Annotated in this window: 14 protein-coding genes; 6 read left to right on the top strand and 8 right to left on the bottom strand. The window is 40.5% G+C overall.

The window, feature by feature from the left end; genetic code table 11:
• The first annotated feature begins 25 nt into the window (after nucleotides 1-25).
• Nucleotides 26-556, top strand: a complete 531-nt coding sequence (locus BLS32_RS01910) for a ferritin (RefSeq protein WP_091391611.1) — start codon at nucleotides 26-28, stop codon at nucleotides 554-556.
• Between the two features lie 223 nt (nucleotides 557-779).
• On the opposite strand, the gene rpmA is transcribed toward BLS32_RS01910, so the two are convergent.
• Nucleotides 780-1,040: a 50S ribosomal protein L27 gene (rpmA, locus tag BLS32_RS01915; protein ID WP_091391612.1), complete on the bottom strand. Its 261-nt coding sequence runs from the start codon at nucleotides 1,038-1,040 to the stop codon at nucleotides 780-782.
• A 22-nt stretch (nucleotides 1,041-1,062) separates the two neighbouring features.
• Entirely contained in the window at nucleotides 1,063-1,446 is a 384-nt protein-coding gene (gene rplU / locus BLS32_RS01920) for a 50S ribosomal protein L21 (RefSeq protein WP_091391613.1), read from the bottom strand.
• 430 nt (nucleotides 1,447-1,876) lie between these two features.
• Here rplU and BLS32_RS01925 point away from each other — a divergent pair, with 430 nt between their 5' ends.
• Together BLS32_RS01925 and BLS32_RS01930 are read left to right on the top strand one after the other, a co-directional pair.
• Nucleotides 1,877-3,202: a M16 family metallopeptidase gene (locus BLS32_RS01925; protein ID WP_091391614.1), complete on the top strand. Its 1,326-nt coding sequence runs from the start codon at nucleotides 1,877-1,879 to the stop codon at nucleotides 3,200-3,202.
• 2 nt (nucleotides 3,203-3,204) lie between these two features.
• On the top strand, nucleotides 3,205-4,605 hold the full coding sequence (locus BLS32_RS01930) for a M16 family metallopeptidase (RefSeq protein ID WP_307725596.1): 1,401 nt from the start codon (nucleotides 3,205-3,207) through the stop codon (nucleotides 4,603-4,605).
• Nucleotides 4,606-4,836: 231 nt separating this feature from the next.
• Here BLS32_RS01930 and BLS32_RS01935 read toward each other — a convergent pair whose 3' ends face one another.
• Entirely contained in the window at nucleotides 4,837-5,703 is an 867-nt protein-coding gene (locus BLS32_RS01935) for a DMT family transporter (protein ID WP_091391616.1), read from the bottom strand.
• A gap of 122 nt (nucleotides 5,704-5,825) precedes the next feature.
• Here BLS32_RS01935 and BLS32_RS01940 point away from each other — a divergent pair, with 122 nt between their 5' ends.
• A complete protein-coding gene (locus tag BLS32_RS01940) occupies nucleotides 5,826-6,347 on the top strand; it encodes a heavy-metal-associated domain-containing protein (protein WP_091391617.1) in 522 nt (173 codons plus the stop codon).
• Nucleotides 6,348-6,496: 149 nt separating this feature from the next.
• Here the strand turns inward: BLS32_RS01940 and gldD are convergent, their stop codons facing one another.
• Genes gldD through mutY form a run of 4 tightly spaced genes read right to left on the bottom strand, consistent with a single transcriptional unit; the run spans nucleotide 6,497 to nucleotide 9,901 of the window.
• A complete protein-coding gene (gene gldD, locus BLS32_RS01945; RefSeq protein ID WP_091391618.1) occupies nucleotides 6,497-7,063 on the bottom strand; it encodes a gliding motility lipoprotein GldD in 567 nt (188 codons plus the stop codon).
• Nucleotides 7,064-7,069: 6 nt separating this feature from the next.
• On the bottom strand, nucleotides 7,070-8,365 hold the full coding sequence (locus BLS32_RS01950; RefSeq protein WP_091391619.1) for a gliding motility-associated protein GldE: 1,296 nt from the start codon (nucleotides 8,363-8,365) through the stop codon (nucleotides 7,070-7,072).
• Between the two features lie 24 nt (nucleotides 8,366-8,389).
• The gene (locus BLS32_RS01955; RefSeq protein ID WP_091391620.1) at nucleotides 8,390-8,815 is read right to left on the bottom strand and encodes a single-stranded DNA-binding protein; all 426 of its coding nucleotides are present in this window, start codon (nucleotides 8,813-8,815) and stop codon (nucleotides 8,390-8,392) included.
• 45 nt (nucleotides 8,816-8,860) lie between these two features.
• The gene (gene mutY / locus BLS32_RS01960) at nucleotides 8,861-9,901 is read right to left on the bottom strand and encodes an A/G-specific adenine glycosylase (protein WP_091391621.1); all 1,041 of its coding nucleotides are present in this window, start codon (nucleotides 9,899-9,901) and stop codon (nucleotides 8,861-8,863) included.
• Between the two features lie 132 nt (nucleotides 9,902-10,033).
• Between mutY and BLS32_RS01965 the strand changes: the two genes are divergently transcribed.
• A complete protein-coding gene (locus tag BLS32_RS01965; RefSeq protein WP_091143810.1) occupies nucleotides 10,034-10,324 on the top strand; it encodes an HU family DNA-binding protein in 291 nt (96 codons plus the stop codon).
• Nucleotides 10,325-10,694: 370 nt separating this feature from the next.
• On the top strand, nucleotides 10,695-12,239 hold the full coding sequence (locus BLS32_RS01970; RefSeq protein WP_091392364.1) for an Rne/Rng family ribonuclease: 1,545 nt from the start codon (nucleotides 10,695-10,697) through the stop codon (nucleotides 12,237-12,239).
• A 416-nt stretch (nucleotides 12,240-12,655) separates the two neighbouring features.
• On the opposite strand, the gene BLS32_RS01975 is transcribed toward BLS32_RS01970, so the two are convergent.
• A complete protein-coding gene (locus tag BLS32_RS01975) occupies nucleotides 12,656-13,090 on the bottom strand; it encodes a hypothetical protein (protein WP_091392366.1) in 435 nt (144 codons plus the stop codon).
• Between the last annotated feature and the right edge of the window lie 40 nt (nucleotides 13,091-13,130).

Below are 13,130 nucleotides of genomic sequence, written 5' to 3' on the forward strand. Positions count from 1 at the left end.
ATTACAATTAGAAAAAAATAAAGCCATGATATCAAAAACAGTCGAAATAGCACTCAATAAACAGGTGACCATTGAAGCCGAGTCTTCGCAAATATACCTCGCCATGGCTTGCTGGGCGGAAGCCAAAGGCCTTGAAGGCGTAGCGCAATTCATGTACAAACAATCGGACGAAGAGCGCGTACACATGCTTAAAATCGTAAAATTCATCAATGAACGTGGCGGAAACGCTTACATTTCTGAACTCAAAGCACCAAATGTGTCGTTTAACAACTTCAAGGAAATGTTTCAGGAACTGCATGACCACGAAGTTTTTGTGTCGGAATCGATCAACGATCTCGTTCACATCACACTACAGGAACGCGATTATGCGACGCACAACTTCCTGCAATGGTATGTCACCGAGCAAATTGAAGAAGAAGCGCAGGCAAGGGCAATCCTCGATAAAATCAACCTCATCGGCGACGACAAAGGCGGATTGTATTTGTTCGACCGCGACATTCAGCAATTAACCGTTTATAATGTGGTTGCTCCGGGAAATACAGGAAATAAAAATTAATAAAGATTTAAACCATTAAGAACATTTAGTTCATTCAGGTAAACGGATCAAAAAAAATAAATTATTTCAAACAACCCATTCTTCATAGAATGGCTTGTTTAATAAACATTGGATTGGCATAATGAACTTAATGCCCTCAATGGTTCAAAAAAATCCAAACTGTTCAAACCAAAAAAAAGCCATTCTTCACAGAATGGCTTTTTTAATATCAACTAAGTTTCAATTATGCTTCAAAAGCAACAATAGAAACGTATGATTTGTTGTCTTTTTTCTTTTGGAACTGAACAACTCCATCTACTCTTGCGTGTAGGGTGTGATCTTTACTGATGTAAACATTTTCACCTGGGTTGTGTTTAGAACCTCTTTGTCTTACGATGATGTTCCCCGCAATAGCAGCTTGTCCACCAAAAATCTTAACACCTAAACGTTTCGATTCTGATTCTCTACCATTCTTGGAACTACCGACACCTTTCTTGTGAGCCATGACGTTATCTTTTAAATGTTAATTATTCTGCTGTTGGTTCTTCTGTGGTCTCAGTTTTCTTAGCTGCCGCTTTTTTCTTAGGCGCAGCGGCTCCAGGTAAAGTAAATCCTGAAATCTGAATCTGAGTAAGAGACTGTCTGTGACCGTTTCTCTTTTTGTAACCTTTTCTTCTTTTCTTTTTGAAAACGATTACTTTGTCTCCTTTTAAGTGTTGTAACACTTTGGCTTCTACTGAAGCACCTTCTACAGCCGGGGCGCCTAAAGTGATTGTTCCATTATCGTCTAACAAAAGAACTTTTGCAAATGAAATTGCATCGCCTTCTTTGTCAGCCAAACGGTGAACATAAACCTTTAAGTCTTTGCTTACTTTAAATTGTTGCCCTGCTATCTCTACGATTGCGTACATAACAATGATGTTTAGTTAATTTTTAAGGTTGCAAATATACAACTAAATCCCATTCATGCAACTTGTTGGAGAAAAAAAAGTCGAAAGTCTGAACGTCGAAAGGCGAGCGGTCAAAAATCGCGGATAATTATTGTGTTTTTTTGGGCGTGCCGGCGCTTCAGCATTGCACATTTAATTTAGCATTTTACTGCGCCGTCGCGCTGTCCGCTTTATCTTTTACGGCCTTCGCTGCGCTGCGGCCGCAAAAGGATGCCGCTTCCATCGCTCACGCGTGTCTTCACTTCGATAATGCCTAATTTCCTTTTTACCGTTCGTTTTTCACTTATGTCTTTGCCTCAGTCTTTTCTCTTCAACTAAAAATCCCTACATTTGAATCAACCCAATATCCGGAAACCACACTTACCGGAATTGCCGCACCTTTTACTAACCAATGAAACAAATATTAATGGCTGTAAGTACTTCACTTTTGCTTGGAGGAACGGTTTCTGCCCAAAAAGTCGCCTTTGAAGAATTTGACCTCGACAATGGCTTGCACGTCATTTTGCACAACGATCCATCTGCGCCGGTAGTCATCACTTCTGTAATGTATCACGTCGGATCCAAAGATGAAAGTCCGGATCGCACCGGATTTGCCCACTTTTTTGAACACCTTTTGTTCGAAGGCACCGAAAACATCAAACGTGGCGAATGGTTCAAAATCGTCAGCGGAAACGGCGGCACCAACAACGCCAATACTTCCGACGACCGAACTTATTATTACGAAGTTTTCCCATCAAATAATTTAGAACTCGCTTTATGGATGGAATCCGAGCGCATGCTGCATCCCATCATCAACCAGATCGGCGTTGACACCCAAAACGACGTCATCAAAGAAGAAAAAAGATACGTCTACGACAACAAACCGTATGGAAATTTCCTGTCGGAAGTCAAAAAACGATTGTTCACCAAACATCCATACCGCTGGAGTGTCATCGGCTCGATGGAACATTTGGACGCTGCGAAACTCGAAGAATTCCGGGCTTTCAATAAAAAATTCTACATTCCGAACAACGCGGTTTTAGTAGTTGCAGGTGATTTCGATAAAACCAATGCGAAGAAATGGATCTCGCAATATTTCGGCTCGATCCCGAAAGGCGCGCCCATCCAAAAGCAAACGTTTGCCGAAGAACCGATCACAAAAACGATCTCAGCCACTTACGAAGACCCAAACATCCAGATTCCTGCAATTGTGGCAGCCTACAGAACACCATCGATGAAAACCCGTGATGCGCGCGCACTCGACATGATCTCGAGTTTACTCAGCGACGGCAGAAGTTCGCGTTTGTACAAAAAGCTCGTCGACGATAAGAAAATGGCGCTGCAAATCGGTGCGTTCAACGTCAATCAGGAAGATTACGGTTCGTATGTGATTTTCGGATTGCCATTGGAACAAACGCCGACGACCGACATTTTAAAAGAAATTGACGAAGAAATCACCAAACTGCAAACCGACCTGATTTCTGAAAAGGATTTTGAAAAACTTAGGAACAAATTCGAAAACCAACATGTGAACAGCAACGCAACGATAGAAGGCATTGCTGAAAATCTCGCTTCGTCCTATTTATTATTCGGCGATGTAAACCTGATCAATACCGATATCGACATTTACCGTTCGATCACACGCGACGAAATCCGCCAAGCCGCAAAAAAATATTTAAACCCGAACCAGCGATTGGTTTTGGATTACATTCCGGCCAAAAGCAAGTCTGCCAACTAAAAATGAAAAAGCCTATCTTAATCGTATTGGGCTTATTCCTGACCTTATCTATGCAAGCAAAAACAAGACCTCAGCCCAAACCCGGACCGGCTCCGACAATAAAAATCAACAAGCCGCAAACCTTTGAATTGTCAAACGGACTCAAAGTTTTGGTTGTCGAAAACCACAAATTGCCGCGCGTTTCTTTCAGCCTGAATATTGACGTTGCGCCATATTCCGAAGGCAATAAAAAAGGCGTCGCTTCTTTGCGTGGACGATTGATGGGAAAAGGCAGCGCCACAATTTCAAAAGATGCATTTAATGAAGAAATTGATTTTCTCGGTGCCAGCCTGAATTTTTATTCCGATGGCGCAAGCGGAAATTCACTTTCCAAATATGCTGCGCGAATTTTAGAATTGCTTGCCGATGCCGCTTTGCATCCAAATTTTACACCCGAAGAATTCGACAAGGAAAAAACAAAGTTCATAGAAAGTTTAAAATCTGAAGAGAAAAGCATTCCTGCAACGGCTGAAAGGGTTGAAAATATACTCGCATTCGGAAAAAGCCATCCGTTTGGCGAATATGTTTCAGAAACGACTTTAAACAATATGACGCTCGACGACGTCAAAGCGAATTACAACACGTATTTTGTTCCTGAAAATGCCTATTTGGTGATTGTTGGCGATGTTGATTTTGAACAGGTCAAAGCCAAAGTTTTGGATGTTTTTTCAGATTGGATAAAAGCAGCCGCTCCGGATTTATCGTATTCCGACCCGAAAAACGTGCAATATTTACAGATCAATTTTGTCGATATGCCGAACGCTGTACAATCGGAAATTGCACTGGTGAATTCAGTCAATCTTAAAATGACAGATGCCGATTTTTTTCCGTCAATTGTTACGAACCAGATTCTTGGCGGCGATTTCAACAGTTATTTAAACATGAACCTGCGCGAGGCAAACGGTTGGACTTACGGTGCGCGTTCGAACATCGGTTATGGAAAATATGTCGATAAATTCATCGCATCGGCTTCGGTTCGAAATGCGGTAACCGACAGCGCTGTGGTCGAATTTGTCAAGGAAATCAAACGCATCCGGACTGAAACGGTCGCTGAAGACAAACTCAACGACATCAAAGCCGGCTATATCGGAAGGTTTGTGATGAACATTGAAAAACCACAGACGATTGCGCGTTATGCGCTCAACATCCGCACAGAAAATTTGCCTGAAGATTTTTATGAAAATTTCATCAAAAACATCAATGCTGTAACTCCGGAAGATATTTTGCGTGTGGCGAACAAATATTTCATGATCGATAACATGCGGATTATCATCACCGGAAAAGCATCGGAAACTGTTCCTAATTTGGAGAAACTCAAAATCCCGATTTTCTATTTTGACCGTTTTGGAAATTCGGTTCAATAATTAATAATTGTTTCGGGCCGCTGTTTGCGTGAGCGATTGAAGTGAAAAGCCCGGAACGCAGTGAGGACTTGTAACGGAAAGCGCGACAGCGGCATAGCACAGCGGAGCCGGTGGCACGCCCAAAAACCATGACAATTCGAAATTATAGAAAGTTTTTACAATTACTTTGATAGAAATTCCACCTTAATGGTTTTAAAAACTCTTATCGGTAAACCCCAAATAATGGTTTTCTTATTTTTTTCCAGACAAATAAACGCCGCACAAAATAATGCAAGCCCCTAGAAACTGCAACGGCGTAAGCATTTCATTATCGAGCAATCCCCAGAAAAAGGCCACGATCGGAATTAAATAAGTGACTGAAGTTGCGAAAACCGGCGTTGACATTTGGATCAATCTATAGAAAAGCAAATTCGCAATTCCGGTTCCGAAAACGCCTAAGATCATAATGAATAAAGTCGATGTTTGCACTTCTGGAACATGCATGAATTTGAAATATCCGGTGACATATAAAATCGTTAACGACGGAATCAGCATTGCGGAGAAACTTCCGGTTGAAATTGCAAGCGGACTCAAATCGGACAAATATTTCTTGACCAGATTTACATTCGTCCCATAACAAACCGTGGCAATGAAAACGAGGAAAATATAAGTATATTCTGAACTTGCGCCCGAATCTGAGCCTGTAAAAACAAGCAGTAAACTTCCAACCAAGCCAACGCTTACGCCGATGATTTGCGTGCGCTTGAATTGCAATCCGAAAAACAATCCGCCAAGAACGAGCGCGTTTAAAGGTGTAAAAGAATTGAGCATGCCGCTGATCGAGCTTCCGATCTTGGTTTCAGCAATCGCAAACAAATAAGCCGGGAAAAAATTGCCGAGCAACGCTGATAATATAATCAATTTCCATTTGCCGATTGGAATCGTCGGTAGCGTTTTAAATCCGATAACCAGCAAAAAACACGCGGCAAAAATCATCCGCAAAGAGCCCAACTGAAACGGATCGAGCCCAACCAAACCTTTCTTGATCAATATGAATGAACTTCCCCAGATTAGGGAAAGTATCGTCAGGAAAATCCACTTCAATTGTTTGGCGCTCATCATCAAAATTTTAACACCCAAAATTGTAATAATTTTATGAATAAACGGGATTTATTTTTGCATTTTTGTAGCCGCTTTCAACACTGTTGATCGTTCTCACGCAAACATTAAACTCACATATTATGAAATTCACCCAATCATTATTCGCACTTGCTTTATCGGCCGCTTTTCTTACAAGCTGCAAGCAAACGGCAAGCGCACCAAAAACCGAAGCCGGTGCAGTCGCTTCAACTGAAAAAACAAACACACCTGCAGTAAAACCAGAAACGGCAAGCTTTAAGATCGAAGGCATGAGCTGCGCAATTGGCTGTGCAAAAACGATTGAGAAAGAATTGTCGGAAATGGACGGCGTTCAAAAAGCATCTGTAGATTTTGATTCCAAAAAAGCGGTGATCGACTTCGACGCAACCAAACAAACTCCGGAAAATTTCGTAAAAGTTGTTGAAGCGACCGCTGATGGAAAAACGTATAAAGTTTCCGATGTGACTTCTTCAGGAAACCACGCGATGCTTTTCGACCAGGAAAAAGAAAAAGTAGCTGACGCCAAAAAGTCTAAATCTGATAAAAAAGAAGCTGCAGGAAAAGAGAAAAAATCTTGTTGTTCAGGAAAGAAACATTGTTCCGCTGACGAGAAGAAAGCTTAATTTCAGTCGAAAGTCTGAAAGTCAAAAGTCTGAAAGGACTAACGGATTGCATAAAAAAAACCAGAAAACGGATTAATTTCGTTCCTGGTTTTTTTTATTTAATAGAATCGTTTTCTTTCGACTTTCAGACTTTTGACTTTCAGACTTTCTTATTTCTTCCACTTCAAAGTTTCCATCAACGTCCGCATGTCATCTTTAATGTAACTCGCGGCCGGCATCACCGAATCAAAGTTGGGTTTTGCGTAAAAATAAACCGAGCAATCGATAAAATGGCTGATGCTGTCGGTGACGTAAAATTGTGCGTTTGTAGCGGCATTTCCGTTGACCTGGTAAAACATTCCGTATACTTTGTGGTCTTTGTTTAGAAATGGCTGTTCTAGAATGTCGTCGGCTTTGATCACGTGTTCGTAAGTCAGTTTTTGCGCGTCGCGAAGCAATGTGTTGATATTGTTCTGAACCGGTTTGTAACTGATGTAAATCGTCGCTTTCATTTTCGGATAATTGATTTCGAAACTGCAATCGGAATTTCCTTTGATCACTGCATCAGCATTCATATCGAATGAAAACGGGCAATTGTTTTCGAAATGCACATATTCGGCCACAGGATAATCGAGGCGAAGCTGGCTCGCCGGTTTTGGAAGTACTTCTTTTTTGCAGCCGAAAACCGTTACAAACACCAATGAGAGAACGGAAAACGAAATGATTTTTTTTAACATGGATGTTTATTCAATAATTACTTTTATCTGGCGGACGCGTTTTTTATCAACGGTTTCAATCGTAAAACGGTATTTGTCAAAATTTATTTTCTGCCCTTTTTTGGGAAAATTGCCTAAGATTTCAAGAATGAATCCGGCAAGTGTTTCGGCTTCGCCTTTGCTTTCGTCGAATAACAATTCGTCAGCATCTACAATCCGATAAAAATCTTTCATGCTGATTTTTCCTTCAAATAAGAATGTCTTATCGTCGATTTGGGAGAAATTGATATTTTCATCGTCGAATTCGTCGCTGATGTCGCCAACGATTTCCTCAATGACATCTTCCAAAGAAACCAAACCTGAAGTGCCGCCATATTCATCGACAACAATGGCCAAATGGCTTTTCATCGACTGGAAATCTTTTAATAAATCGTCGAGTTTTTTATTTTCGGGAACGAAAAACGGCTCGCGCAGCAAAGTCGTCCATTCAAAATCATTTTTGCTGATGTGCGGAATTAAATCTTTGACAAACAACACACCTTCAATCTGGTCGATATTATCACGGTAAACCGGAATTCTTGAAAATCCTTTATCGGTGATTTTCTCCATGATTTCGGAAAAACTTTCTTCGATCTCGAGTGCGAATACATCGATGCGCGGACTCATGACTTGTTTCGTATCCGTATTTCCGAAAGAAACAATGCCTTCGAGGATTTTTTGTTCATGCTGTGAAGTGCCTTCGGAAGAAGTCAGTTCTAAAGCCTGCGACAATTGGTCGACTGAAAAACTCGATTTCTGCTTTCCGAGTTTTTTATGCAGGAAAACCGTCACCGACCGCATCGGAATGCTGATGGGCGAAAGCAATTTGTCTAATATTGATAACGGATATGCAAAGAAACACGCAAATCGGACATTATTCCGGCTGGCGTAAATTTTCGGCAACACTTCTCCGAAAAGCAAGATAAAAAATGTGACAACTACGACTTCTACAACGAATTTTAAAACTGGAGATGCAATCGCTGCGAATAAATTCTGTCCAATGACCGAGAATAAAATCACGACGCCAATGTTGATGAAATTGTTGGCTACGACCAAAGTCGCGAGTAATTTTTTAGGCTTTTCGAGTAAGGAAACAATGGTATTTGCAACCGTTGGTTTCGCATTATGGCATTCATCAATATCTTTCGGCGTCAGCGAAAAAAACGCAACTTCGGCAGCAGAAACCAGCGCAGAACCAGAAAGCAACACGAAAATGGCTATAAATCCGAAAAGCAAATTCGTGTCTAAAGTGGTGGATAATTGATAACCGGGCTCAGGGTCCAAATTCAGTAGGATTAATTAAACAAATCAGAATGGCAGGTCGTTGACCGGCGGATTCTGGGCATCAAAATTAGGGTTTGGCGAACCGGCAGCCGGACGGTTTCCATCAGTGTCTTTTTTCACGTTCAGGAAAGTGAATTCGGTAACCTGGATCTCGGTCGTATATTTTGTCGAACCGTCTTCAGCCTGCCATTGGCGCGACTTGATTCGGCCTTCTACATAAATTTTATCGCCTTTCGAAAGGTATTTTTCGCAAATCTCGGCCGCTTTATTTCGCACGACGAGATTGTGCCATTCTGTAGAAGTAATTTTTTCGTTCGTAGTCTTATTAATATACGTTTCGTTCGTTGCAAGAGGAAATCTTCCGATACAATTCCCACCATCAAAATAATGCATTTTCACTTCATCGCCCAAATGGCCTATCAACAGTACTTTATTAATGGTTCCGCTCATTTTATTTATAAATTATTGAAATCAAATATAGTAATTTTTGAAAAACTACGGCCAATGCTTTTCTATAAAATTAAAAATGACAATCGGGAATGGAAATGTTTTTAGCGTTTCGATTTCGAGCGCGTTTTCGAGCGTTTCGGTAACGTTTACTTTCCAGAATTTAATGTGCAAATGCTGGTGTGTGAGTTTGTGAATTTGGCTAATTTCGTTAAGTTCGGAGATGGAAGTGATTGGATTTTGGATAAAATTCCGACGCAATAATTCATCCGAAAAGACATCAAAATCAATTTCGTTTTCCGATTCAATTAATGGAAATTCGTACAAATTATGCCAGATTCCTTTGTCTGACCTTTTTTGGATGATCGAATTCTCATTAGCATCCGAAAAAATCACATAATTAAAGAATCGGTTTTTGGCTTTTGCTTTTTTGGATTTTACCGGAAGCTGGTTCACTTTGTTTAATTTCAGCGCCAGGCAGCCGGAATTCAAGACACAAATCGAACAATCCGGATTTTTCGGCACACATTGGATCGCGCCAAATTCCATCATCGCCTGGTTGAAAATCGCCGGGTTGTCTTTTGGCATCAGTTCATACGCCAAAGCGGCAAATTCCTTTTTGGCGGAAGCATTGGCAATATCGGTTTCAATGTCGAAATATCTGGACAGAACCCGAAATACATTTCCATCAACTACCGGAACATTTTCATTGAACGAAAACGACGCAATTGCAGCCGCTGTATAATCGCCGATTCCTTTGAGTTTGATGAGATCGTTGTAGTTATTTGGGAAAATTCCGTCAAGTTCAAAAGCGACATATTGTGCCGTTTGATGCAGGTTTCTCGCACGCGAATAATATCCGAGGCCTTGCCACAACTTCAGCACCTGTTCTTCAGACGCATTTGCGAGGTCAAAAACCGTTGGAAAAGCACTTGTAAATGCAAAATAATACGGCATTCCCTGCGCAACTCTCGTTTGCTGGAGCATAATTTCAGACAGCCAGATGTGATACGGATTTATTGTATGCCGCCAAGGCAAATCGCGTTTGTTTTGCAAATACCACGCAATTAGCGACTTAGTTAAATTCATGATAAAATTTTGGTTAACAAAAGTAAAAGTTTATGTGATTAAATTTTAATGATTTAGGTTGAATATTTGTTTTTTTAATTCATATATTTGCAACCTCAAAAATTTACACATAAATATTAAATACGAAAGAAAATGACGAAAGCAGATATCGTAGCAAAAATTTCAGAAAAATTAGGTCTTGAAAAAGGAGATGTTCAGGCAACTGTTGAATCTTTCATGGATGAAGTAAAAACTTCATTAGAGACTGGCGACAACGTTTATTTAAGAGGTTTTGGAAGTTTTATCATCAAAACCAGAGCTGAAAAAACAGGTCGTAACATTTCGAAAAACACTACAATTAAAATTCCTGCCCACAACATTCCGGCTTTCAAACCTGCAAAAGTGTTTGTTGAAGGAGTAAAAACGAATAACGAAGCAAAATAAACTTATTAATTAATCACAAAAACTACACCTATGCCAAGTGGTAAAAAAAGAAAGAGACATAAGGTAGCGACCCACAAACGTAAAAAACGTGCGAGAGCTAACCGTCACAAAAAGAAAAAGTAGTCTTCACTACTTTTTTCTTTTTTAAAGTTCATTGAAATGGAAATACTGATTTTGGGATAGAGATTAAGATACAATCTGCAGCGCTTCATCCGCAATCAGGAATTTCACCGGGTACAATACCTGTTAAATTATTGTTTAATCCATCCGAACATTTGGTTGTTTTGTTGAATTTGGATCGTTTGAAGCTTTGGCTTTTGACTTTCTGACTTTTGACTTTCGACTTAAAGTCTGGATAAAAATTTACAGTGTGAATAAAGAATTAATCATTAGATCAAGTTCTGAAGCCGTAGATTTTGCCTTATTAAAAGATGGAAAACTAATTGAATTACATAAAGAAGAAGAAAAAAGCAACTTCCAGGTGGGCGATATTTTTATTGCCAAGATCAGGAAACCAGTTGCCGGACTCAATGCTGCTTTTGTAAATGTAGGCTTCGAAAAAGATGCCTTTTTGCATTATCACGATCTGGGGCCAAATTTAGCTTCCCAACTGAAATTCATAAAACTTGTAAGCGCAGGTAAAATAAAAGATTTCTCCCTGAAAAACTTTCAGTTTGAAAAAGAGATCAACAAAGACGGAGTCATCAGCGACGTGCTGAATTCCAACCAGTCGATCTTAGTACAAGTGGTTAAAGAACCAATTTCAACCAAAGGCCCAAGAATTAGTTCTGAACTATCATTGGCCGGACGTTTTATCGTTCTCGTGCCTTTCTCCGACAGGGTTTCTGTTTCACAAAAAGTAGAATCCAAAGAGGAAAAAGACCGTTTAAAAAAGCTTGTACAATCAATCAAACCGAAAGGATTTGGTGTTATTGTCCGTACAGTAGCAGAAGGCAAAAATACAGCCGAATTAGAAAAAGACATGGCAAACCTGCTCAGCAGATGGAACGCCATGTGTAAAAAATTACCAACTGCCCATCATCCGTCCAAAGTATTAGGCGAGCTCAACCGGGCATCATCGATACTTCGCGACGTTTTTAACGATACCTTTAGCGGTATCCAAATTGATGATCTGGAGTTGTACAACGAAACAAAGGACTATTTACAGGAAATAGCGCCTACAAAACAATCAATATTAAAGTTTTATCAATCTAAAGACACACCTATCTTCGAGAAATATAACATAGAGAGACAGATCAAGACTTCGTTCGGAAAAACCGTTTCGATGGCCAAAGGCGCGTATTTGATTATCGAACATACTGAAGCGTTGCACGTTATCGACGTGAACAGCGGTAACCGTTCAAACAAAGCCACAAACCAGGAAGACACCGCAATGGAAGTCAACATGATCGCCGCCGCAGAAATCGCCAGGCAATTGCGCCTTCGTGATATGGGCGGAATCATCGTAGTCGATTTTATCGATATGTCGAATCCCGAAAACAGGAAAGTGCTCTTCGACTTCCTCCGCGAGGAAATGAGCGACGATAAAGCCAAACACAAAATCCTGCCGCCAAGTAAATTCGGACTGGTGCAAATCACCAGACAACGCGTGCGGCCGGAAGTAAATATCAAAACCAGGGAAGAAAATCCAGATAGCGGCGGCGGCGAAATTGAAGCCCCAATTCTAATCATCGACAGGATTACTTCCGATCTGGAAAGAATACTCAAAATCCACAAAGGCGCGGTGCTTAACGTACATCCGTTTGTGGCTGCATACCTCAGTAAAGGTTTTCCATCATTACGCTCCAAGTGGTTCTTAGAGCATAAAAAATGGGTGAAAATCATACCACGTGACGCTTACACGTTTCTGGAATATCATTTCTACGACAAACAAGGAAATGCTATAAAAGACTAATTAGAAAACCGCCTTTCGTGAGATCGGCGGTTTTTTTATGTATTAAACTTACGCTTTTGCTAAAGCAAAAATACCTGACAGCCACTGGCGAAAAACCAAATGTCTACAAGACATTCTCCTCTTAATCTCAAATTCCTTTTATTTTCAAATGACAAACAAGGAAATGTATAAAAGACTAAATAAAAAAAACGCCTTTCGTGAAATTGCTTTCAGCCAGTTCAGCTAGAGCCTCGGGTGGCGGTTTTTTTTCTTATTAGGAGCTGTTTCCGGCTATGCGTTTCAATCTTTTGTTTCACTGCGTTACACAAAAGGATTTCCACTGCTATCCGGGCTAGGGCTTTTCGTTCCAAAATAAGCCGCTGATTAAAATCCCAAATGAATCGCAATATTTATTCATCCGCTAATTGACTAACTATCTAATTCCTTCTCTTCGCAAGATAGTTATCAATACTATAAGCAGGCGAAATCGTACTTAGAAGAAACGAAGCTACCGCAGCCGTAAAAACCGAATAATCCAACGGCGTTTTAATCCCAAAACTAAAAGTCATCGCCAGGGCAAAACCCAAAAGCAACAATCCCGAAGCCATCGAAATATACTTTAACCGATAACCCACAATCAGCAACACCGGTAAAATAATTTCGAGAACCGTTGCCGCAATAGCTAAAAATCCGCCCCATTGCTGCGGCAGAAAACCAACAACACTATTCGTGTAATTCACAAAATTCTCCCAGTTTCCCCAAGCTATTCCAGTTGTTCCCGGCGCGCCCCAATACCCAAAACGATCGCTCACCGCCGACAAATAAGACGCCGAAAGCGCCAGCCTCAAGAACAATTGAAATTGCTTTTCCATAAAATATTTTTTTAAAAAGTTCAGCATTATTTAGTTCAAA

This window comes from Flavobacterium noncentrifugens (assembly GCF_900100375.1).
Classification (GTDB): domain Bacteria; phylum Bacteroidota; class Bacteroidia; order Flavobacteriales; family Flavobacteriaceae; genus Flavobacterium; species Flavobacterium noncentrifugens.

Coding starts and splice junctions, on each gene's coding strand:
- BLS32_RS01910 (WP_091391611.1), top strand. CDS start 26: ATGATATCAAAAACAGTCGAAATAGCACTCAATAAACAGGTGACCATT.
- rpmA (WP_091391612.1), bottom strand. CDS start 1,040: ATGGCTCACAAGAAAGGTGTCGGTAGTTCCAAGAATGGTAGAGAATCA.
- rplU (WP_091391613.1), bottom strand. CDS start 1,446: ATGTACGCAATCGTAGAGATAGCAGGGCAACAATTTAAAGTAAGCAAA.
- BLS32_RS01925 (WP_091391614.1), top strand. CDS start 1,877: ATGAAACAAATATTAATGGCTGTAAGTACTTCACTTTTGCTTGGAGGA.
- BLS32_RS01930 (WP_307725596.1), top strand. CDS start 3,205: ATGAAAAAGCCTATCTTAATCGTATTGGGCTTATTCCTGACCTTATCT.
- BLS32_RS01935 (WP_091391616.1), bottom strand. CDS start 5,703: ATGAGCGCCAAACAATTGAAGTGGATTTTCCTGACGATACTTTCCCTA.
- BLS32_RS01940 (WP_091391617.1), top strand. CDS start 5,826: ATGAAATTCACCCAATCATTATTCGCACTTGCTTTATCGGCCGCTTTT.
- gldD (WP_091391618.1), bottom strand. CDS start 7,063: ATGTTAAAAAAAATCATTTCGTTTTCCGTTCTCTCATTGGTGTTTGTA.
- BLS32_RS01955 (WP_091391620.1), bottom strand. CDS start 8,815: ATGAGCGGAACCATTAATAAAGTACTGTTGATAGGCCATTTGGGCGAT.
- mutY (WP_091391621.1), bottom strand. CDS start 9,901: ATGAATTTAACTAAGTCGCTAATTGCGTGGTATTTGCAAAACAAACGC.
- BLS32_RS01965 (WP_091143810.1), top strand. CDS start 10,034: ATGACGAAAGCAGATATCGTAGCAAAAATTTCAGAAAAATTAGGTCTT.
- BLS32_RS01975 (WP_091392366.1), bottom strand. CDS start 13,090: ATGGAAAAGCAATTTCAATTGTTCTTGAGGCTGGCGCTTTCGGCGTCT.